We start from the raw sequence: 22,741 nt of genomic DNA, 5'->3' as shown, positions 1-22,741 counted from the left end.
AGTTTTGGTTGCCAGGCTGTGGCTAGATTTAGGGTTGGAGTAACAGTGAAAAATTGTCCAGGTTGTAATGAGAAGCCTATCTCTCTGATTGGCTGGTGTAGTGGTCTCAACTCGATAAAATGTGTCTGTAAAAGCTGCGGTTTGAATTTGTCAGCAAATTTTGTCACTTGGCTTGTACTGTTTGTCATTGTTGTAATGATGGGTGCAGTTGCTTATACCGCATTAGTTCACTTCGATGTACATTTTAAGCAGGACCGGTGGTTGCTGATTGGTTTGATCTCTATCCCTGTGCTTATCGGATCGTTGCTGGGGTATTTGGTTGGTGGCTACAAGGTGCAGAAAAGGGGCGGTAGGTAGAGTAGGGTATATGCAAGTATTCATCGTGTGGTGACTTCCTACGTTGAAGGGGCTAATAGTGGCATTTCAAAGGCAGTGTCACTCTCTTGAATAGTAACTTTTGTCCATTGCCCATGGTAGATTGGTAGAGAGAAATTGATGGAATTGGTAGTACAAGAAAAATTAAAAGCACTTGAAGCTAAGAAAGGTATAGAAATTTTATATGCCTGTGAGTCTGGTAGTCGGGCGTGGGGCTTTGAGTCGCCGGATAGTGATTGGGATGTACGTTTTATTTACAAGCGAGATCTTAACCACTATTTGACACTTGGGACTCCTAGAGATGTTGTAGAAGTGCCTTTCGATAAGACCTTGGGGGATGAGCTTGACCTTGTTGGCTGGGATATCAATAAAACCCTAGGACTGTTAAGGGGCAGCAATCCGACATTAATCGAGTGGCTGTTTTCACCAAAAGTGTATTTCAAACGGCAAGAGGTTTTGGATGAACTTCGGAGCCTGGCGCTCAAGTGTTGGCGGCCGCGGGCCTTAGCGCATCACTATATCAGCATGGGGTTTAACTGTTATACAAAATTTGTGCAAGAAAAGGACGCTGGTGTTAAGGAAATTAAGGTTAAAAAGCTGTTATATGTAATACGCTCAATTCTGAATGCGCTTTATATAAAAAGATTTCTGTCAATCCCTCCAGTCAACTTTATGCAAATGTGCGAAGAATTACTAGAGGATGATCAAGAGGAATGGCTATTCAAGCTGATAGTCAGTTTGATTGAGCAGAAAAAGGGGTTGGATGAAGGCAGGTTGGTGATTCTAGATGGTCAACTTGATGATTGGATTAATGCCAAGCTGGATCGCGGAGTGGCTAACTCAATTGAAGAACGACCTAAATTAGATTTACAAAGTTTTGATAAGGTTTTTCATTGGGTGCTTGATGTAAATCTTAAGTAATATTTCTTTAAAGCTTGGGGCTTGGCTGATTCAGCTTGGGTAGTGGATATTTTATTCTCGGCTTCTCAATTTTATTTTTTTGCGAGCTTAAGTTAGTTCATTTTTCAAAAAATCAACAAAGACTTTTGTTTTGGCTGGCATAGCTCTACCGCTTGGAATTAGGGCGCTTACCGGTGGTCCTGGCACTACTTTTTCAGGGAGCAGTTGAACAATTTTACCATTCCGGATGGATGTAAATGGATTGGTTAAACCTCCTGTAGTTTTCTCAGTAGATATTGCTTGTATTGTAAATGCAACTCAAGCATCAAGTTTTCTTCTTTCTATTTCACGGGAGGCGAGCTTTTATCATGACTCTCTTTTAAATAATGGTTTAGAAATTTCTGGGTACCATTACATGGTCTTACAGGTGAAGGGTAATTTTCACCTTGAGGCATTTTTAAAGCCATAGTATTCATTAGATGTTCATGCTGCTTTCGATATTCTTTCAGTGAACTTTAGGGAGATCCCCTGTTTCAACTTTATTCACCGGATGGAAGGAAGCATCTTATGACTGAGGCAGAGAAAAGGCAGAGAGCAAGAAGTCGCTGGAGACATTTGCGTTCTACATTGAAAACGCTGGGGCTTTTAGGTCGCTCAAGGGGGGCAAAAATGGTAGCCACTCCTTATTGGCCGGAAGTTCATCATCCCAACCACCAGGCGACCCATGGCCGTAATGGCAATGTCCGCTATCTCTCCGACCGGGATAGGCAGAAACATCTGGCCACATTTACAGGAAACATGCTGGTTATTCCTCCGCAAAGAAGGTTTGAGCTGGGTATCCTGCAAAACACTGCGGGCAACATAATTTATGTTGTGGATTCACAGCGTAATTTCTATGTCGGAAGAAAAAACTTAGGTCATTTCCATCATTCCTCATTTCTGGCTGGTGGGTCGGTGTTGGGTGCAGGAACCATTGTGCTGGGTGCTGGTTATCAAATACTTGAGGTCAATAACCACAGTGGTCACTACAGGCCAGGTGCCCGGGAATTGAAGCGGGTGGCGCTTGCTATTAGTACGCTCGGTGGGGATTTGAATCAGATACCATTTCGTGTATCGGGGGCTGGGCCCGATGTTGTTTATGGTAATGGGTTAGCACTTCTCGACGCGGCGATCTAGTTGGTTTGGTTGGTGCTTAATAGGGGGAAGCTGGAAAGGGCTTGGGTCGCCCTCGGTTTTCTGTATATGAGATTTGTGAGGGGGTTCAGGCAAGGTATAAAATTGGGGAAATAGAAGAGGACAATGCCGGGGTAGAAGCAGTGTGCCCTTGCCAATGTGGACAGGGGCACACTCAGTCGAGTATCGACCTTAGAAGCGTCTGCGGAACATTGGCAGAGGTTGATCTACACCGGACTGATAGCTGTCCCCAAAATCCTGTAGGGATTCTTTTAGGCTGGTGAGGGATTGGTTGCCTTCAAAGGCGTAGGCGTTAAAGCCACAGCGCTGCAGGTAAGTGAGCTGGTCGCGCATAAAGCCACCCACCGCACGCAGCTCCCCTTTAAAGCCAAAGCGCTCGCGCAGCATGCGGCCGGCGGTAAAGCCGCGGCCATCGGCAAATGCCGGGAAGTTAACTGCGATCAACGGAAAATTATTCGCCTCGTTGCCGATAAGCTCAGCACCTTCGTCGCTGTCTATCCAGACCCCCACTTCTGCACTGCGTTCTGCCAGGGCCTCCCGATGGGCTAACCACTGGCGCAGCGGTAGGATCAGCTTGCCGGAGGGCAGGGTATTTGGATCAATGGTTTCCTCTTCCTCCAGTTGAGGTAGTAGCTGCCAATCATTGGCGCTGACCTCACCATTGAGAATTAGCTCGGAGGGGTTGCCCGGCTGTGGGCCCAGCTTAACTGGCTTTGGCATAGACTCTCTCCTTGAAGGGCTGCAGGCCGATGCGGTTATAGGTGTCGATAAAGGGCTCTTCTGTCTGGCGCTGTTCGATGTAGAGATCGAGGATCTTGCCGATCACCCCGGTAACTTCTGCACGAGAGAAGCTGGGGCCCAGTACCTTGGCCAGACTGGCTTCGTTGGAAGCACTGCCGCCTAGTTGTATCTGGTAGAACTCCTCGCCTTTCTTGTCCACACCGAGGATGCCGATATGGCCCACATGGTGGTGACCACAGGCATTCATACAGCCGGAAATGTTCAGATTCAGATCGCCCAGGTCGTAGAGGTAATCCATATCGTCGAATTGGCGCTGAATGGCTTCGGCGACTGGGATCGACTTGGCGTTGGCCAGGGAGCAGTAGTCGCCGCCGGGACAGCAAATCATATCGGTGAGAGTGCCAATATTGGGTGTGGCAAAGCCGTGTTTGCGCGCCTGTTGCCACAGCTCGTACAGTTGGCCCTGTTCCACATCGGCCAATACCACGTTTTGGTCGTGGGTGGCACGGGCTTCGCCGAAACTGTAAGCATCGGCCAGATCGGCGATGGCCTCAAGCTGGCGGTCGGTGACATCACCAGGGGGCACACCCGTTGGCTTGGTGGAGAGCTTGATAGCACGGTAACCCGGTACTCGGTGAGGGTAAGTATTGCGGTCCAGCCAGCGCGCAAAAGCCTTGTCGCTATCAGCCTGCTGCTGCAGGGCTGCCTCGCTGGCTGTACCATCAAAGCTCTTGTAGTCAGGCTCGGTAAAGAAGGACTTGGCCCACTGCAGAGCTTCTGGGGTCAATTTCTCTACCCCGTCTTTAATGTGCTGCCACTCTTCTTCCACGCGGCGGCCAAATTCTTCGGGGCCTAGGGCTTTCACCAGAATCTTGATGCGCGCCTTGTATTTGTTATCGCGACGGCCCAGCTGGTTGTATACCCGTACAATCGCCTCCAGATAGGAGAGCAGATCTTCCTCCGGCAGGAAATCGCGGATGGTTTCGGCGATAACCGGCGTGCGGCCCTGACCGCCGCCGACAAGCACCTGGAAGCCAATCTCTTCGCCGCGCTTCACAATCTGCACACCGATATCGTGTACACGAATCGCAGCGCGGTCTTGCTCGGAACCGCTAACCGCGATTTTGAACTTGCGCGGCAGGAAGGCGAATTCCGGGTGGAAGGTGGACCATTGGCGGATTAGCTCGCAGTAGGGGCGGGGGTCGGCAATCTCGTCGAGAGCGATGCCCGCATAGGGGTCAGAAGTCGTGTTGCGGATACAGTTACCGCTGGTCTGTACAGCGTGCATCTCCACTTCAGCCAATTCGGCCAGAATAGCTGGGACATCTTCCAGCTGGGGCCAGTTGTACTGCAGGTTCTGGCGCGTGGTGAAGTGAGCGTACCCTTTATCGTAGTCTCGGCTGACGCGGGCGAGACGGCGCAGCTGGTTGCTGTTGAGCAGGCCGTAGGGCACGGCGATGCGCAACATGGGGGCCAGTCGCTGAATATAGAGGCCATTTTGCAGGCGCAGTGGCAGGAATTGTTCCTCACTCAACTCGCCGGCGAGGTAACGTTCCGTCTGGCCGCGGAACTGGGCAACGCGATCATTGATGATGGCGCGATCCCGGTCGTCGTATCGATACATAACAGCTTGATTCCATTGCCTTTGTGCGCGGATGGTGGAGAGAGGGGCAAGCCCCGGATGGTTCTCCGCTGGCGCCTAACATACCAGTACGCTTATGCAATAAATAACAATATTTTCCGCTATGTCTGTAACCAACAGTTATAAGAGGGGTACCGCTGGCTTAGTAGAACCGGCAAGTGGCCGCTTTCTGTTCCCGCTGGTCATATTTGATTGCGGTTGTCCCTGTGGAGTATAGCGACAACACTTCTCTGAGGGGTAGCTTGGATAACTCGTGTGAAGCCAAGGATTGCCAATGGAGAGGGTTTCTGCGTTGTCCACCTTACGGACTTCGATAATGGTCATGAGCTTGTTATGGAGGTTACTGGTTTAAGAATCTATGGGAGAGATACTCAGGTATGTCGATTCTGGATTGCTGTAAGTCTGATCTTATTGGTCGGGTGGCTATAGCGGCTCTCGCAGGATTACATTACTGGGAGTCTCCTCGTGTATTCTCAGCGAGGATGAATCCAGTATCGCTCACAGCAAAGAGGTTTGATTCGAAGTTGATGCAGATGTGCTGCGTTTATAAAGAGCTAGATTGTGGGTGTAGCTTCGGCTCTGATAATGGAGTTCCTGCAAGGTTGTATATCAATAGTACTAGCTCTTTGTTACTGAGGCTCCACTAATGCACTTAATTCTCTTGCCGCGAATCGACATTTGGATAAGTCTTTGAGGGGGGGGCAATATTACTTGGCATTGATATCAGTCAAGCATAACCCCGATAGGCTCACCAATATCTTCTGGCCGATATTGAGGCTCCACCTGGTATCCACTCGAAAAGAAAAATTGGTAGTCCATTCGAATCCTCTTAGTCTGGCTTCCCTATAATTTTCCGCCTTTTATTTCCTTCAATACTCCTTCTCCGAAGTCTTGCTTACGTGATCAATATCTTCGTTTTAATTGCCGTCCCGATAATTTTGTAAGAGAAGATAGTTATGCGTGATTCATTCTTTTTGTAAGCCCGACCTAATAAGACTTTCACAAAAATTTTCTTGTTGAAGAGTGTTTTCCTTTTTTGGTTTTTTATTATAGGGGGCCTGAATAACTATGAGTTATTTTTTATGTGGATCTTCCTGTGGAAATTGTTTTTCACTGCCCCTTAAGAAACGTAAGCCAGGCGGATTTGATTAATGCTCATTGTATGATCAAAAATAGCAAAGGTACTATGGCCACCTTGTAGATCGGCAGCATTGAGAAAGCAGTTGAGAGCAGCACCCCCGGTGAGGCCGCCAGTAACAGACGGATTGACAGTGTAAGTGGATAGCTGAATACTCAGATTAGGATATTGAAAGGATTTAATTTCCGTGTTTATGAAGATGAAAAGCTTCACTCTGTATAACAACTTTCTTATCTCCCATATTGAGATTGCTCATGTTTGTTTGAGAAAAGATTACACATAAGAAACAAGGCTGTGTAATTTGGATTGAAGCGAAAACTTAAGTTAACTTCATAAAAGGAAATGTTATGTCATTACCAAAAGATATAGAGGAGATGGGAGCTGCCGTTCACCCTGTTGGTGATTTTGATTTGCACTATCAAAATCCAAAGCCCCATGAAAATGGTAGTCGTTCTATTTTGACGATGAATGTATCGGTATATCTTGAGCTCGGTTATCAGTCTAAGCATGATAAAATAGTGCATGGATATTGCAGTAAAAACGATATACAACAAAGAAATACTGATGGAAGCCAGATTTATTATAAGGATAACCCCAGTGCGGATACGGTGCTGACTACCTTTTACAAGGCGCGTGCAGAGACTGCTGCAGTGATAGCAAAAGATTACTTTGTTGATCAGTGGTTAAAAGGAAAGACACTTCAAGAAAATAAGAAGATGTTCCCCTCTGTGCAAAAAGATGAGCAAGACGATGGTTATCACTATGATGTTACATGTTACTACACTCCGGATACCACCTATGTAGTATTTCATTGTCATCCACCGAAAGATATCAAAGTGAAGCTTTAGTTAGAGTTTAGGTGAATTACTGATTTAGGTAATGAAGCTTTATGATTAACCTTCCAGGCTAGATAATTTGGTCTTCAAGGGAACATTTGCTTCTCTTGGAGACTAAAATATAGTTTTTACTAAAAGAATTGCATAGTATTTTTCAGAGTTCTATTTGTCAGCAATGTTTATCTTTAGGGTATGCGCAGCATTGCCGATTTAGATAATTTTCGATTGAGTATGGAAATTGCCGGGTGGGAGCCTGTAATCACCCTAATTGCAATCGCATTAATATCGGTCATTAAACGCTGGGTAAGACAGGCCTTGTCCCTATAAATGGACAGATCTACGATCCAACCCCGGCCTACCTTGCAACTGCGGACTCAATTTGCTCTACTTGATATGCCGCTGCCTGCGGCTCACCTACTTTGAATAACAATAATGTGTAATCGGAGAAATTCGATGAAGGAAGAAGTAGCTGTTACCCCGGAAGAAGACAATTTCGCAGATGCCATCGCCGCTGTAGCTCTGGTCGCTATCTTTGTTGCAACCTGTATTTTCTGGGTTGCTACCCGCTGACCCATATGATGTCCCGACCCGGAGCCGAGCCGTACCGGGTACTTCTCCGTAAATCCCCCTCTATGACTCACAGCAATACCTTCCATAGGGCTATCTGCTTGGGCTGAAATCTATTTATGCAGAAATTTGAGTGATCAAGCGGGCGAACTGCCCGCTTTTGCTGAGAGAATTCTAGCTGGGGGAGAGCTTTAGCCCATATTGCCCAGTACGGTCTTTACGATCAGTATCAGGGTTAAGACAAACAAAATGGTGAAGACAATTCCGGCGACAACAAAGTGCATCATGCTGCCGCTTTGAAAGTCCTTCTCTCGGTTCTTGTTGCTCTGAACTCCAATGGCCCCTGCCAAAGTGCTTAGTACAATCTGGCCTAGTCCGGGCTTCCTTGCTCGTTTATTATTATTTTCCTGCATGGGGGGATCCTCACTCTTCGAGATTTGGGCGCAGCCAGCGCTCCAGTTCCTGTTCACTAATTCCTTTGCGCTTGGCCAGGCTTTGCAGCTGGTCCCGACCGATTTTACCGACATTAAAGTATTTGGCCTGCGGGTGGGCGAAGTACCAGCCGCTGACTGCGGCCGCTGGCATCATGGCGAAATGCTCGGTCAGGCTGACCCCGGCATTTTCTTCGGCGTTCAATAAACTGAACAAAGTCGCCTTTTCTGAGTGGTCCGGGCAGGCGGGATAGCCGGGCGCCGGGCGGATACCCTGATAGGCTTCTTTGATTAGCTGCTCATTGCTCAACTCTTCATCTGCCGCATAGCCCCAGTATTCCTTGCGTACTTGGCGGTGCAGGGTTTCAGCAAAGGATTCTGCCAGTCGGTCCGCCAGGGCCTTCACCATAATTGCGTTATAGTCATCGTGCTTGGCTTCGTAGCTCTGTGCCAGTTCGTCGGCGCCGATGCCAGTGGTAACTGCGAAGCCGCCGACATAATCGATATAGCCGGAATCCAGAGGCGCGACAAAGTCTGCCAGTGAACGGCACAGACCATCGCCGCCCATCTTTTGTACCTGTTGGCGAATATGATGTAAACGCGCCAGTTCATCATTGCGCGCTTCATCTTTGTACACAATGATATCGTCGCCGACGCTATTGGCGGGCCACAAACCGAACACGGCGCGGGCGCGCAGCTGCTTTTTGGCAATCATCTCTTTCAGCAGGCGCTGGGCATTGTGGTAGAGATCGCTGGCAGCCTCGCCGACCACTTCATCCTTGAGGATAGCCGGATACTTGCCCGCCAGATCCCAGGATAAAAAGAAGGGTGTCCAATCAAGCGTATCGAGGAGGTTTTCCAGGGGAAAATCTTCGATAACGGTAATTCCCAGTTTTTTGGGTTTTACAGGTTGGTAATTTTGCCAGTCGAATTCAGGGGCGTTATCTCGGGCTTCCGCATAGGTCAGTCGGGTGTCGTTGCGCTTTCTATTGGCGGTGCGGGTGCGCACCTTTTCATATTCCGCGCGGACCTTTTCAACAAAGGCGGGGCGCAGTTCATCGGAAATCAAGCTGCTGGCCACCCCCACAGCGCGCGAGGCATCGGCCACATACACTACCTGATTGCGATTGAATTGGGGATCAATTTTCACTGCGGTGTGTGCCTTGGAAGTGGTGGCACCGCCAATCAGCAGGGGGATATCGAACTTCTGGCGTTCCATTTCTGCGGCGACATGCACCATCTCATCAAGGGAGGGGGTGATTAAACCGGACAGGCCGATAATGTCACAATTCTTTTCCCGGGCGGTTTGCAGAATAGTTTCTGCAGCTACCATCACGCCGAGGTCGATTACCTCGTAATTGTTACAGGCCAGCACCACCCCGACGATATTCTTGCCAATATCGTGCACATCGCCTTTTACCGTGGCCATAAGGATACGGCCGTTGGGCCGGCTGTCCTCGGTTTTTTCCGCTTCGATAAACGGTTGTAAATAGGCGACGGCCTGCTTCATCACCCGTGCCGATTTCACCACCTGGGGCAGGAACATCTTGCCCTCGCCAAATAGGTCGCCAACGATATTCATACCGTCCATCAGCGGACCTTCGATCACATCCAGGGGGCGGCTGCTATTGGCGCGGGCCTCTTCGGTGTCTGCCTCGATATAGTTGTTGATTCCTTTTACTAAGGAGTGCGCCAGACGTTCTTTGACCGGCAGCTCACGCCAGCTCAGGTCTTCCTTGCGCGTTGTGCCGCCGCCTTCACCCATATATTTGGGGGCGATATCCAGTAGGGCTTCGGTGGCTTCGTCATTGCGATTGAGGATGACGTCTTCCACCTTTTCCCGCAGTTCTTCAGGCAGCTCGTCATAGACCGCCAGCTGACCGGCGTTGACAATGCCCATATTCAGGCCGGCTTTGATGGCGTGGAATAGGAATACCGAGTGGATGGCCTCACGCACTGGGTTGTTGCCGCGGAAAGAGAAAGAAACGTTGGAGACACCACCGCTGATTTGAGCACCCGGTAGGTTCTCACGAATCCAACGGCAGGCCTCAATAAAGTCCACCGCGTAGTTGTTGTGCTCCTCAATACCAGTGGCGACAGCGAAAATATTGGGATCGAAAATAATATCGGTGGGGTCGAAACCGACTTCCTCTACCAATACTTCATAACTGCGCTTACAGATTTCGATTTTGCGCTCAAAGGTATCCGCCTGACCCTGCTCATCAAAGGCCATCACCACTACGGCGGCACCATAGCGCAGGCACAGTTGCGCCTTCTCAATAAACTCCTCTTTGCCTTCCTTGAGGCTGATGGAGTTCACGATGGGTTTACCCTGAATACACTGCAGCCCGGCCTCGATCACCTCCCATTTGGAGGAGTCCACCATAAAGGGCACCTTAGCGATGTCGGGCTCGGTGGCTGCCAGGTTGAGAAAACGGCGCATGGCGGCATGTGCATCGAGCATCGCCTCATCCATATTGAAATCAATCACCTGCGCGCCATCTTCCACCTGAGCGGCTGCGACCTGCAGGGCGGTATCGTAATCCTCTTCAAGAATCAGTCGCTTGAAACGGGCGGAGCCGGTCACATTACAGCGCTCGCCCACATTGACGAAGAGGGCGCTTTCGTCGGCCACAAAAGGCTCCAAACCGGAAAGGCGTAAAGCCGGTTTGATCTCGGGCAACTGGCGTGGAGGGATATCGGATACCGCCTCTGCAATGGCGCGGATGTGTTCTGGAGTGGTGCCGCAGCAACCGCCGAGAATATTGATAAAACCACTGCGGGCAAACTCCGCCACGATCGCCGCGGTTTGCTCCGGGGTTTCGTCGTATTCGCCAAACTCATTGGGCAGGCCGGCATTGGGGTGCGCGGAAACATAAGTGGCACAGGCGCCAGATAAAGCCTCTACATAGGGGCGCAGTTCGGTGGCCCCTAGGGCACAGTTAAGGCCAACGGAGATGGGCTTGGCGTGTGCGATGGAGTAGTAAAACGCCTCGGTAGTCTGGCCGGAGAGGGTGCGGCCGGAGGCGTCAGTGATGGTGCCGGAGATCATAATCGGCAACTCGAAGCCCAGCTCCTCAAACAGCTGCTGCATGGCGTAAATGGCCGCCTTGGCATTGAGCGTGTCGAAGATGGTTTCAATCAGGATCAGGTCACTGCCGCCCTCTATTAGGGCGCGGCCGGCTTCCACATAATTGTGTACCAGCTCATTGAAAGTCACATTGCGCGCACCCGGGTCGTTGACATCTGGGGAAATACTGGCGGTACGTGAGGTAGGGCCAATCACGCCGGCCACCCAGCGGGGGCGCTCTGGGGTGGAGAGGGCATCCGCCGCGCGACGGGCCACTTCTGCTGAGGTTCGATTCAGCTCTACTACAAGATGTTCCATGTCGTAATCAGACTGGGACAGCTCAGTCGCATTAAAAGTATTGGTCTCGATAATGTCGGCGCCAGCTTCCAGGTATTGCCGGTGGATCTGTTCGATCAGGTAGGGACGAGTAATGCTTAAAAGGTCGTTATTACCTTTCAGATCCTTATGGAAGTCAGCAAAGCGGGCGCCGCGGTAATCTTCTTCCTGTAATTTTTCCCGCTGAATCATGGTTCCCATAGCGCCGTCGAGAATCAGGATGCGCTGAGCGAGCGCGGCTTTGAGTTGCTCCAGGCGTTGATTGCGGGACAGCGCAGACATTGACTAATCCTTAATTGTCTATGGCGGGAAAGGCATCAATCTTAGCACACGGATACTTGTCAACAGGGGCTAAATTGATGGACAAAAAATACCACGGCACAATAACCGGTAAATTTTTACTAACGGCGTGCAATTTCTATCTATAGTTTGGCCTTCAGCAGACATAAAAACTCAGGAGAGGGCCTGGCTCGCCAATGGTACAAAAGGTTGTACCAAGCGAAAGTCTGGCTCAGTGAAGGAGATACATCGTGCAATCAATGGATAAGAACCGCCGGGTTGTATTGGCTTCCCGGCCGGAAGGGGCACCGAGCGAAGACAATTTTAGTATTGAGGAGTTGGGGGTGCCCGAACCTGCTCGGGGTGAGGTGTTGTTACGAACGGTTTTTCTCTCCCTGGACCCCTATATGCGCGGCCGCATGAGTGATGCCAAATCGTACGCAGAGCCGGTACCCCTGGGGGGCGTTATGGTGGGTGGCACAGTAAGCCGGGTGCTTGTGTCACACCTGGATGATTTCGAAGAGGGAGACTGGGTACTGGGTTATTGCGGATGGCAGGATTATGCAATCTCAGATGGTGAAGGGTTGGTGAATCTTGGTAAAAATCCCAGCCATCCCTCCTATGCACTCGGTGTTTTGGGTATGCCGGGTATCACCGCCTATTACGGGCTGCTGGAAATTGGCCAGCCAAAAGCAGGGGATACTCTGGTTGTCGCTGCAGCTACTGGCCCTGTGGGCTCCACTGTAGGGCAGATTGGTAAAATTCAGGGATGCCGGGTAGTTGGTATTGCCGGTGGAGCAGAAAAATGCCGCTACGCGGTAGAGGAGTTGGGCTTTGATATCTGTCTCAACCACCGAGCAGAGGAGTTTCCCGAGCAGTTGGAGGAGGCCTGTCCAGACGGTGTGGATGTGTATTTCGAAAATGTGGGCGGAGATGTATTTGATGCGGTTTTACCGCTTCTCAATGACTTTGCCCGGGTTCCCGTGTGTGGGCTGGTTGCTCACTACAACGCCACGTCACTGCCCGAGGGCCCGGATCGCCTGAGCTTGTTGATGCGTGAAATCCTTACCAAGCGCCTTAAAATCCAAGGATTTATTATTTTTGATCAATATGAGCGTTTCGGCGATTTTATTATTGGTTTGAGTCACTGGGTTGGCGAGGGTCGCATCAAATACCGTGAGGATCTGGTTGAGGGATTGGAAAAAGCGCCCCGCGCCCTGATGGGGTTATTGCAGGGGGAGAATTTTGGCAAAGTCGTGGTGCGCTTGGGTACCGACGATTAATTGCAGAACTGAATCAATAACAGGCACCAGGGAGGTCGCCGATGAAAATTTTAATGGTTTTGACTTCACACGATAAACTGGGCAATACCGCTAAGAAGACTGGTTTTTGGCTGGAGGAATTTGCCGCGCCTTACTACGTCTTCAAAGATGCCGGGGCGCAAGTTACTCTGGTTTCCCCCAAGGGCGGGCAACCACCGCTAGACCCCAAAAGTGATGAACCAGATTTCCAGACCGATGCCACCCTGCGTTTCCGCCAGGATCCGGCAGCCCAGCAAGCGCTTGCCAATACGGGCAAGCTTGCCGATGTGCAGGAGGCGGATTTCGATGCTGTTTTTTATCCCGGTGGTCACGGCCCCCTTTGGGATCTGGCAGAGGATAAGGATTCCATTTCCCTGATTGAGGCGTTCTATGGGGCTGATAAGCCGGTAGGTGCTGTGTGTCATGCACCGGCCATTTTTCTCCATACCCGGCGCAAAGGCGGCCATCCCTTGGTTTCCGGCAAGAGTGTCACCGGCTTTAGTAACTCCGAGGAGGAGGCGGTGGGATTGGTGGATGTTGTGCCCTTTCTGGTGGAGGATATGCTTAAAGATCGCGGAGGCAACTACTCCAGCGAAGATGATTGGGCACCCTATGTGGTCGTGGATGGCAAGCTGGTCACTGGTCAGAACCCCGCTTCTTCGGAGGATGTGGCACAAACCCTGATGGGAATGATCCCCGTTTGAGCCATTTTTTGGGGGGTGTCCGGAGCTGTCACCCTCCCGAAAAACACACCGGTTTCACTTGGGCGTTTCTGAGAGTAAAATACCCGACAAAGAAGCTCGGTTATTTGAGAAGGCTTATGTCAGAACTGAATGTCACCATCACTGAATCCGCGCAGGAGTACCTGAAGGAACTGCTGGCCAAGCAGGACTGCGAGGGAATCGCGATTCGTATGTTTGTCTCCAATCCAGGTACTCCCAGTGCCGAAACTTGCATTGCCTACTGTCGCCCCGGCGAGGAGGAGGCAGAAGATGTGGTGATGGAGATGAACGGCCTCAAGGCCTACTTTGAAGGCCGCAGTGTGCCTTACCTGGACGATGCCAGGGTTGACTACTCCTCCGATAAAATGGGTGGCCAGCTCACCATTCGCGCGCCCAACTCGCGAATGCCGAAGATCACCGATGACAGCCCAATAGAAGACCGTATTAACTATGTACTCTTCAATGAGGTAAACCCCGGGCTGGCGGCTCACGGGGGGCAGGTGAGCCTGGTGGAGGTCACAGAGGATAAATTTGCCGTGTTGAAGTTTGGCGGCGGCTGCCAGGGTTGTGGCATGGTGGATATGACCTTGAAAGAAGGTGTTGAGAAAACTCTAAAAGAGAAAATCCCCGAACTGGCCGGTGTTAAAGATATTACCGATCACACTGATAAGTCTCAGGCTTATTACTAATAGTTGGGCCCGTATGCTCTTCCCGGAGAGAATTAAAAGGCGAAGTAATACTTCGCCTTTTTTCTTGCTTATCTGAACTGGTTAGTTCCTTTCTTATGATTTTGCCTCCCTTCTTACCTGTCGCTGCACTCCTTATTAACTTCTGAAGGCGCCTGGGCCGCCCCGGACTTTGCCTGCCCCGTATATATTTTAAAGACCTCTTGGATTTGTAGCTGGGGTGGTATCCACGCTCAAAAGGGGTGTATGGCGCCTTGTGGGCGCTCTGACTTCAGTGGCTATAGCGGGCAGGCCGGGATAGAGTTCTATGTTCGATCAGGTGGTATTCGCCGGTGGAGGAGTGCGCTGTACCTGGCAGATTGGGTTTTGGCAGTCTGTTGCAGACAGGATTCAACTTAGACCCAAGGTGGTGAGTGCCGTCTCAGCCGGCGCTCTGGTTTCCAGCCTGATATTGATGGGCAAGTCCTTGGATGCAGTAGAGTATTTTGCCGAGGCCTTCGAGGAAAATCCCAGTAATGTTCACTGGGGCAATCTCTTTCGTAAAGACCCGCTATTTCCCCATCACCACATCTACCGTAATGGCATGAACCGACTGTTTGAGGGCGGTTTTGAACGCCTGCGAGAGGCTGCGGAAATGCGAATAGCAGTTAGCCATTCGCCGGGCTGGTTAAATGGCTCTTTAGCACTAATTATCGGAGTTGGTATTGATTACTCCGATACCTTTCTCACTCGTTCTCTGCACCCAAACACCGCCAAGCGCCTTGGTTATCGACAGTCTTTTTACTCGGTAAGAGGCTGTAACAATGTGGGAGACCTGCAAAAACTGATCCTCTCTTCCTCTTGCACGCCACCTTTTACGCCCAGACAACAGGACGGGGGTAGAGAGGTTCTGGATGGCGGTATCGTAGATAGCGTGCCGGTAGGCGGGCTCAAGCCGGGGCCTAGTCAGGTACTGATTCTGTTAACCCGCAATTACCCCCAGTACCCAAATCATTTCAGTTGCCAAAAGGGTGAGCAACTCTGGACCTATGTGCAGCCGAGCCGGCCCTTGCCGGTGAGCGTCTGGGATTTTTCCAATCCACAGAGTGTGTGGCAGGCCTTTGATGCGGGTTATGCCGATGGAGAGGCATTCCTGGCGGCATATTCTCCCGAGGGGAGCGCCAAGTGAAGAATTGGGTTATTGCTAGGTGGAGCAATTAAAGGGTGTTTGATCAGGTGGTATTTGCCGGTGGGGGTGGCCGCTGTACTTGGCAAATTGGGTTTTGGGAAGTGATTGCCGACCAGATAAAGCTCAAACCGAGAGTGCTCACAGGGGTTTCTGCGGGGGCCATGATTGCAGGTTTGATATTGATTGGTAGAGCAACTGCTTCGGTGGATTACTTCTCATCGGTATTCAATGCGAATCCTCGCAATGTGTATTGGAGAAACCTTTTGGGTAAGGCGCCAGTGTTTCCCCATTATGAAATCTATAGGGAAGGTATCCAAGAGCTATTTAGCGACCGCTTTAAAGACTTGAAATCCGCCGCGGAACTCAGGGTTGCTGTTTCCCGGCCACCCAATTGGCTGCCAGCATCAGTGGCATTGGCTGTTGGAGGGGCAATTTATTATTCCAACAAATATTTGCACCGCAAAATGCATCCAAAAGCGGCGCGGCGGTTGGGTTACAAACAGGATTTTTTCTGCGCTCAAGAATGTACTGATATCGGAGAATTTACGCAGCTGATCCTGAGTTCATCGTGCACACCACCATTTACGCCAAGGCTGAGCTTGGCGGGGAAAAAAGTTTTGGATGGCGGGGTAGTGGACAATGTACCGGTTGAGGGCATTGACCCTGGTGAAGGGCGAGTCCTTATTTTACTGACCCGTCGCTATCGGGGCTTTCCCGATTGGTTTACCCAGTCTCAAGGCAGGCAATTGTGGACTTATGTGCAGCCATCACAGTCGCCCCCCATTAGTGTTTGGGATTTCACCAACCCTGAAGGCTTGATCAATGCTTATGAAATAGGGCGCCGCGATGGACGTATATTTATGCAGAACATGTTGGCTGAGCGGGGTTTTTATACGGGGTCGCAGAAAAAGTAACCCGGTATTTTAACCGTCATAAACAGTTGCCAAGAGATGATTGCTACAGATTAGATTTATTCAGCGGGGGAAGTTCGGTAAGTGCCGGCTCAGGAAGAGCGGTACAGTGGTAACAGGGAGCTTTTCAATGTTTGATCAGGTAGTTTTTGCCGGCGGTGGCGGCCGTTGTATCTGGCAGATTGGTTTTTGGGAATCTGTATCTGGTGAAATCAATCTATCCCCCAGAGTGGTGAGTGCTGTGTCGGCGGGTGGTCTTGTGGCGGGCTTACTGCTGATCGACAGGGGCCCGGAGGCGGTGGACTATGTTCGCTCAGTTTTTAGTACCAATCGCAAAAATATCTATTGGGGTAATTTATTTAGGCAGGAGGCGGTTTTTCCTCAATACGCTATCTGCCGCGATGGGATTCGGCAGCTGTTCGAAAACGGGCCTCAGGCCCTGCAGAGTGTGGCTGAGCTGCGTCTGGCGGTTAGCCACCCGCCCGCCTGGATGTACGGCCCTTTGGCGCTAACTTTTGGTGCAGTTATTTATTATGCCGACAAGGGATTTACCCGCAATCTGCACTCCACGGCAGCTACTAAACTTGGCTTCCGCCAGAATTTTTACCGCGCTCAAGATTGTAAGAATATGGATGAACTGGAACATCTAATTCTGAGTTCCTCTTGCACCCCCCCATTTACTCCAAGGCTCCATCTGAATGGCAGGGAAATTCTGGATGGCGGAATCGTGGACAATGTGCCGGTTGGCGGATTGGATAGCAAAGAAGGCAGGGTGTTAATTCTGCTAACCAGTCGCTTCCGTGATTTCCCTGACTGTTTCACCCAGCGTCAAGGTGAACAGCTATGGACCTATGTGCAGCCCTCCAAAACGTTGCCGATTAAAGTGTGGGATTTCACTAACCCGGAAGCGGTTAACAGGACTTTGGAGATAGGTCGAGCTGATGGTAAGGCCGTATTGAGAAGGCTTAGAGAGGGCTCACCCCTTAGTGATGACCTAATCGCGCTTTAAGTTAATTTTGCTGATTAATTTTAAAAGTTGGGTGGCTCCGCGTGGGAGTAAAGGGGGCTGCTTTCTTGGTGGAAATGCCAGGGATGGCAGTGCTGAGGCCTCTGGTTGCACTAGCCTGCTGAATCCATTAGCTTATGCAATTAGTTGCATATAAGCTTTGTGCGGCGGTGCCCTAAGTGGAGAGCGGCTTTAGGCTTTACAAGGGCAGTTTGTCCATTGAACAGGAAAGGATGCATGTTTGATCAGGTTGTATTTGCAGGTGGCGGCGGTCGCTGTACCTGGCAGATTGGCTTTTGGGAGTCTGTTGCCACAGAAATCGGGCTTTCTCCAAGGCGGGTAACCGCAGTTTCTGCTGGGGGGCTGATGGCAAGCCTGATCTTGATGGGGCGTATTGAGGCGGGTAGGGAGCACTTCTGGTCGGCTTTTGCCGCCAACCGCAAGAACGCTTATTGGGGCAACGTGCTAAAGAAAGAGCGGGTGTTTCCCCAGTACGGTATTTACCGCAATGCCATGCTGGAGTTATTTCGCGATGGCCTTGAGCCCCTGAGTGCGGCCGCAGATTTGCAGATTGGTATTGTACACCCGCCGCGCCTTTTGCCTGCTGGGTTGGCGTTTGGGGTGGGGGCTTTGGCCTATTACACCGATAAGCACTTATTGCGCAGTCTTCATCCAAAAATAGCTCTGGGCCTGGGTTTCAAGCAGAACTTTTACCGCGCACAAGATTGCCAGAGTGTGGAAGAGTTGGTAGAGCTCATTCTTTGCTCATCCTGTACGCCGCCTTTTACACCGCGTTTGCGTCGTGCAGGAGATCCTGTGCTCGATGGTGGGGTCGTGGACAATATCCCCGTGGCTGGGCTGGATAGTGAAGCGGGACGGGTGTTGATTCTGCTCAGTCGCTGCTACCCCCGTTACCCAAACCGCTTTACCAGGCGCCGCGGAGAGCAGCTTTGGACTTATGTGCAGCCCTCGCGGCCGCCTTATCTCAGCGTTTGGGACTACACCAACCCTGAGTTGGCACAAAAGACTTACGAGCTCGGCCGTACTGATGGCCGGGAGTTTTTACAAAAACACATGCTTGAACAGGAGATGCTCGATGAGCAATACCAATAATCCAATAGCGGAGTCAATCGCCCTGTGGCACGAGATGGTTGCGGAGCGGGACCTCAGTCGCCTGCCCACTATCGTTGCGGAGGATGCGGTATTCCGCTCACCGGCGTTCTTTAAGCCTTACCACAGTTCTGCGGCGGTCTGCCTGATCCTCAATACAGTGATGCAGGTATTTGAAAGCTTTGAATATGATCGCAGCTTCACCACCGAGTCAGGCCGCGATTTGGCTTTGGAGTTTAAGGCCAGCATCGGTGACAAGAGCCTTAAAGGGCTGGATATCATTCGCTTTGATGAGAATGGCAAGATCGTGGAGTTTGAGGTGATGATACGTCCCCTCAATGCCCTGCAGAAGCTGGCGGAAGAGATGTCCGGCCGCCTGTCCCAGTATGTGACTCAGTACAAGGATTCCCAGCCGGCCTGATTCCCAATCTCCACCCATCCAGTTGGTGATGGGTGGGGTTTTAGGCGCTATGAAAGCGAGGTTTGCTCTTATTCCTCGGTTTCGAGGGAATCGAAATATTCAAAAACGTCGATGCCATCCATATAAGCACCATCGAAGCCTGCATCTACGATCCTGAAGATATAGGAGCTGTTGTTGCCATAGATAATGTCCTGCCAGCCGGCTTTCCAGTACTCCACGTAATAGTTGCCCGATTCATTGGGGACTTCGTCCAGTAGCCAGGCCGGCGGATTGGCGGACCAAGAGTTTTGCCAGTAGTAGCGGTTGCTCTGGGCCATGCCAATATTGACATAGGCCATCAACAGGCGGTCCCCGCCATTGTTCTTCTTTTTTAACTGCTTGATCTGCTCTTCGGTATAGGGCTCGCCATCAAAGAAGAAGTCGATAATCAGCAGGTCGTAGTCAGTTTTGGATAACTCGTCAACAAAAACTTCAGGCGAGGAGTAGTTCGAAGTATTGGTGATATTGAGGAAATTTTTGACATCTTCCAGCTTATCAATGTCGTCATTGTTCACATTGAAAGGTTTTTCCGGGTAGGGAGGAATATTGTTCAGAAGCGTATTGTCGGCTGCGAAGGAGATGTAGCCGGCTTTCTCGTTCTCCTCGTAAGACTCGTCAATATTGCGTTCGCTATAGGCGTAATCGGTCACCAGGATTTCACGGCCTTTCTCCTTGGCCAGGTTGAGATAGTCCTGCAGGCGCTTGCTTTCAGTTTCGCTGGTGGGTTGGTCTACATTACCGTTCTGCCCAAAGAAGACCGCCTCCTGGGCGATACCATCGGTAGAGTTCACATAGGCGTCATCTACCGGGCCATTGGTCCTGGTATTGGTGGTGATCAGCTCAATACCGTTTTGCGGAACGATAATAAAGTCTCGCTCAAGGCCCTTTGCATACTTGCTGATATCCTCCACAAACAGGCGCATTTCTTCATCGTAATCGATATTTACGGGAATAATGATGTCGGGTAAATCATCACTACAGCCAAGAAAGAGTAGTGGGCTGAAAAATAGCGCTAGCTTCCTATGCAAGGTCGTTCTCCAACTAGATGTAATAGTTAAGCTTAGATGTTTTGTCTGTTAGTAATCTATTGGCAGAAAAGTACAGATATTGTTCCCCATTGGCAAACGCCAACTTAAATTGCTGTAATCTAGTGGGGGATTGCTGAATGTGGACTTAACATGGCTGAAAAACTTGATTTGGGGCTCTTAGGAGCCCCTGGGGTTATCCATTCTCTTTTTAGTCTTGTTGGTGGCGACCGCGGTACGGGGGTCATCTGGCCAGTAGTGCTTCTGATATTTGATACGCAACTCCTTTTTGACCTCTTCGTAGGTGTTTGCCCAAAAATTAGCCAGATCGCGAGTGATCTGTACCGGGCGACGAGCAGGGGAGAGCAGGTGAATCATTAGCGGGTATCCCCCACGCAAAACTGCGGGGGTTTGTGCCAGGCCGAAGAGTTCCTGTAAGCGCACAGCCAGGATTGGTGGGGATGCTTCGTAATCGATAGCAATGCGTGAGCCGCTGGGTACGGTGTAGTGGCTGGGAGCCAGCTCATCAACCTGCTGAATATGGGCCCAGTCGAGTTGTGCGCGCAGAATATTGAGCAGGTCCAGCTGCTTGAGCTGCTCAAATTTATGGAAGCCATGTAGATGCGGTAATAGCCAGCGCTCAAGGGCCTGCAACAGCGTATCATCACTCCAGTCGGGCAGCGGAGTGCCTTCCAGTGGTGACTTGCCACTTTCCTCCTTTCGCAAAAACGCCACCCGCGCACGAAATTGTAGGGCTTCTTTACTCCAAGGCAGTAGAGAAAGCCCTTTTTGGCGAATGGCATCGAGTAGTGCCCGGCTCAATAACTCTGATGGAACATCTCTGGCGACTTGCTGCTGCAGCACCAGTTTGCCCAGTGTGACCTGCTCCAGGGCTTCGGCACGCCCGGCGGTATCATCCCAGCGAATAGTGGTATTTTGCTCGATTTGGTCGGCAAAACAGCGCTGTAAGGCGTTTTTTGAAATTGGAGCGGCCAGCTGTATTCTCGCATCGCGCCCCAGTCCATCCAGTTCGGCAACCACAAGGAAGTCGCTGAGAGCCAGGGCGTCTTCGTGCGAGAAATGTGCGCCTCGGCCGCTGCAAAGCAGGTAGCGGCGTGCACTATCTTGGCGGCTTTTGGCAATTCTATCCGGATAGGCGAGCCCCAATAGCACCCCGATTCTATCGGCCTGGTCAATGCTATCGCTGTTACGAGGTTCTTGCGGCTTGAAATCCTTTAATTGCCCTTGCCAAGTGTTGGCCTGCTGGCAAATACGTTGCACAGCACCGCGGTCGATATTTTGCCCCTTAGAATGGGCCTGTAGTGCTTCGATACGTTTGCTGATGTCTCTATCCCAGCGTGCTTCTCCCCGGAAGATATCCCTCTCTGACAGTAGCGCGGCTAACAGGCAGGCCTGTTGTGATAGATGCCAGTCGAGGCTGCGAAGCATCATATGAGCGAGGCGTGGATGGCAACCCAGGGTGAGCATGGCGCTGCCGTGTGGAGTGATGCGCAAGTCTTGGTCTAGTGCGCCCAGTTGCTTTAATAGTGCCTGGGCTTGGGCTAGAGGACCTGTGGGGGGAAGGTCCAGCCAGCTCAGGTCGGTGGGATCACTGACTCCCCACTGAGCTAATTCCAGCGCCAGGGGGGCCAAATCGCTGCGTATTATTTCGGGGGTGTTTTTACTGCTGAGGCTGCGTTGGCGGCCCTCGCTCCACAGTCGCAGGCAAAATCCAGCGCTGAGGCGCCCGGCGCGGCCGCTGCGCTGGGTGGCAGAGGCTTGTGAGATTCGGCAGGTCTCCAGCCGATTCATACCGCTGTTAGGATCGAAGCGAGACTCTCGCATTAAGCCGGAATCCACAACTATGCGGATTCCCTCAATCGTCAGGCTGGTTTCTGCCACATTGGTTGCTAGTACCACTTTGCGTTGATCAGGAGCGGCCGGAGCGATGGCCTGATCCTGCTGTTCGCGGGTCAAGTCTCCATAAAGTGGGGCGAGAATAATGCTATCTGGTTTGAGATCAGCCGCAGAGGCGAGTTGTTCGCTCAGTAACTCCTCCACCTTGCGAATCTCGGAAACTCCCGGAAGAAATGCGAGCACACTGCCTGACTCTTTGCGAAGTGCTTCGAGAATCTTGCGACTCATGAGCGTGGGCATAGAGCGGTGATCATCGGGCTCCTCCCGCGGGCCAAGGTAATCGATATGTACGGGGAAGCTGCGCCCCTCACTACTGACCACTGGCGCACCGCCGAGCACCCTGGCTACTGCCTCGGTTTCCAGGGTTGCAGACATTACCAATAGTTTCAGGTCTTCGCGCAGATATTCCTGGGATTGCAGGCACAGTGCCAGGGATAAGTCGGCTTGAAGACTACGCTCGTGAAACTCATCAAAAATAACCAGCGAGGTTTCTGACAGTTCCGGATCAGACTGCAGCAGCCGGGTAAGAATACCTTCGGTAACAACCAGGATACGGGTTTTCGCACTTCGCCGCCGTTCCCCGCGTACCTGGTAACCCACAGTCTCGCCTAGCTTCTCTCCGAGCTGGGCAGCCATACGTGCCGCAGCCGTGCGCGCAGCCAGGCGACGAGGCTCCAACATAATGATATTGCGTTGCCCCAACCAATCGGTTTCGAGCAGGGCCAAGGGAACAACGGTAGTCTTGCCTGCGCCTGGAGGAGCTTGCAGTACCACATTGTTGTGTGTTTCCAGTGCTTTGAATAACTCTGGTAGGGCGGAATAAATTGGTAACTCTGGCATAGCAGAGAATTATAGAGGATTAAGGGGTGTGAGTGTATGGGGCTATTGTACTCCTACAAAGTAGTAATTATTTGGCACTGAGTACT

At 51.1% G+C, this 22,741-nt stretch carries 17 protein-coding genes; 11 read left to right on the top strand and 6 right to left on the bottom strand.

The window, feature by feature from the left end:
- Window positions 1-495 precede the first annotated feature (495 nt).
- Complete coding sequence (locus ACJJIT_RS11120) at window positions 496-1,296, top strand: nucleotidyltransferase domain-containing protein (protein ID WP_444898416.1); 801 nt, start codon at window positions 496-498, stop codon at window positions 1,294-1,296.
- Window positions 1,297-1,842: 546 nt separating this feature from the next.
- Window positions 1,843-2,451 carry a hypothetical protein gene (locus ACJJIT_RS11115; RefSeq protein WP_252085585.1) on the top strand — a complete coding sequence of 203 codons (609 nt, stop codon included), beginning with the start codon at window positions 1,843-1,845 and terminating at the stop codon, window positions 2,449-2,451.
- Between the two features lie 189 nt (window positions 2,452-2,640).
- Here ACJJIT_RS11115 and ACJJIT_RS11110 read toward each other — a convergent pair whose 3' ends face one another.
- Both ACJJIT_RS11110 and ACJJIT_RS11105 read right to left on the bottom strand, forming a co-directional pair.
- Window positions 2,641-3,189: a DUF934 domain-containing protein gene (locus ACJJIT_RS11110; RefSeq protein ID WP_444888780.1), complete on the bottom strand. Its 549-nt coding sequence runs from the start codon at window positions 3,187-3,189 to the stop codon at window positions 2,641-2,643.
- Entirely contained in the window at window positions 3,173-4,834 is a 1,662-nt protein-coding gene (locus tag ACJJIT_RS11105; protein WP_444898415.1) for a nitrite/sulfite reductase, read from the bottom strand. Before ACJJIT_RS11105 ends, ACJJIT_RS11110 begins: the two co-directional genes overlap by 17 nt.
- Window positions 4,835-6,337: 1,503 nt before the next feature.
- On the opposite strand from ACJJIT_RS11105, the gene ACJJIT_RS11100 reads away from it, so the two are divergent.
- Window positions 6,338-6,838, top strand: coding sequence for a hypothetical protein (locus tag ACJJIT_RS11100; protein ID WP_444898414.1), 501 nt, complete (start codon window positions 6,338-6,340; stop codon window positions 6,836-6,838).
- Window positions 6,839-7,584: 746 nt separating this feature from the next.
- On the opposite strand, the gene ACJJIT_RS11095 is transcribed toward ACJJIT_RS11100, so the two are convergent.
- Together ACJJIT_RS11095 and metH are read right to left on the bottom strand one after the other, a co-directional pair.
- Window positions 7,585-7,806, bottom strand: coding sequence for a DUF2970 domain-containing protein (locus ACJJIT_RS11095; protein WP_444898413.1), 222 nt, complete (start codon window positions 7,804-7,806; stop codon window positions 7,585-7,587).
- Between the two features lie 10 nt (window positions 7,807-7,816).
- Complete coding sequence (metH, locus tag ACJJIT_RS11090; protein WP_444898412.1) at window positions 7,817-11,512, bottom strand: methionine synthase; 3,696 nt, start codon at window positions 11,510-11,512, stop codon at window positions 7,817-7,819.
- A 257-nt stretch (window positions 11,513-11,769) separates the two neighbouring features.
- On the opposite strand from metH, the gene ACJJIT_RS11085 reads away from it, so the two are divergent.
- The 8 genes from ACJJIT_RS11085 (at window position 11,770) to ACJJIT_RS11050 (ending at window position 18,834) form a co-directional block, all read left to right on the top strand.
- On the top strand, window positions 11,770-12,792 hold the full coding sequence (locus tag ACJJIT_RS11085; RefSeq protein ID WP_252085986.1) for an NADP-dependent oxidoreductase: 1,023 nt from the start codon (window positions 11,770-11,772) through the stop codon (window positions 12,790-12,792).
- 41 nt (window positions 12,793-12,833) lie between these two features.
- On the top strand, window positions 12,834-13,514 hold the full coding sequence (locus tag ACJJIT_RS11080; RefSeq protein ID WP_444898411.1) for a type 1 glutamine amidotransferase domain-containing protein: 681 nt from the start codon (window positions 12,834-12,836) through the stop codon (window positions 13,512-13,514).
- A gap of 116 nt (window positions 13,515-13,630) precedes the next feature.
- Window positions 13,631-14,221, top strand: a complete 591-nt coding sequence (gene nfuA / locus ACJJIT_RS11075; protein ID WP_252085598.1) for a Fe-S biogenesis protein NfuA — start codon at window positions 13,631-13,633, stop codon at window positions 14,219-14,221.
- A gap of 304 nt (window positions 14,222-14,525) precedes the next feature.
- Window positions 14,526-15,386: a patatin-like phospholipase family protein gene (locus tag ACJJIT_RS11070; protein WP_444888792.1), complete on the top strand. Its 861-nt coding sequence runs from the start codon at window positions 14,526-14,528 to the stop codon at window positions 15,384-15,386.
- Window positions 15,387-15,421: 35 nt separating this feature from the next.
- Entirely contained in the window at window positions 15,422-16,300 is an 879-nt protein-coding gene (locus tag ACJJIT_RS11065) for a patatin-like phospholipase family protein (protein WP_444885224.1), read from the top strand.
- Between the two features lie 127 nt (window positions 16,301-16,427).
- The gene (locus tag ACJJIT_RS11060) at window positions 16,428-17,306 is read left to right on the top strand and encodes a patatin-like phospholipase family protein (protein ID WP_444888793.1); all 879 of its coding nucleotides are present in this window, start codon (window positions 16,428-16,430) and stop codon (window positions 17,304-17,306) included.
- 234 nt (window positions 17,307-17,540) lie between these two features.
- The gene (locus tag ACJJIT_RS11055; protein ID WP_444898410.1) at window positions 17,541-18,416 is read left to right on the top strand and encodes a patatin-like phospholipase family protein; all 876 of its coding nucleotides are present in this window, start codon (window positions 17,541-17,543) and stop codon (window positions 18,414-18,416) included.
- On the top strand, window positions 18,400-18,834 hold the full coding sequence (locus tag ACJJIT_RS11050; protein WP_444885221.1) for a nuclear transport factor 2 family protein: 435 nt from the start codon (window positions 18,400-18,402) through the stop codon (window positions 18,832-18,834). The genes ACJJIT_RS11055 and ACJJIT_RS11050 overlap by 17 nt, the downstream gene beginning before the upstream one ends.
- A 68-nt stretch (window positions 18,835-18,902) precedes the next feature.
- Here ACJJIT_RS11050 and ACJJIT_RS11045 read toward each other — a convergent pair whose 3' ends face one another.
- Window positions 18,903-19,901 (bottom strand): endo alpha-1,4 polygalactosaminidase, encoded by a 999-nt coding sequence (locus ACJJIT_RS11045; RefSeq protein ID WP_444885220.1) that lies wholly within the window; start codon window positions 19,899-19,901, stop codon window positions 18,903-18,905.
- 177 nt (window positions 19,902-20,078) lie between these two features.
- On the bottom strand, window positions 20,079-22,655 hold the full coding sequence (hrpB, locus tag ACJJIT_RS11040) for an ATP-dependent helicase HrpB (protein ID WP_444898409.1): 2,577 nt from the start codon (window positions 22,653-22,655) through the stop codon (window positions 20,079-20,081).
- Between the last annotated feature and the right edge of the window lie 86 nt (window positions 22,656-22,741).

This window comes from Microbulbifer mixtoriginis (SeqCode), from assembly GCF_052467515.1.
The sequence above is the reverse complement of the archived record's forward strand: the minus strand, read 5'-3'. Positions and strand labels throughout refer to the sequence as shown.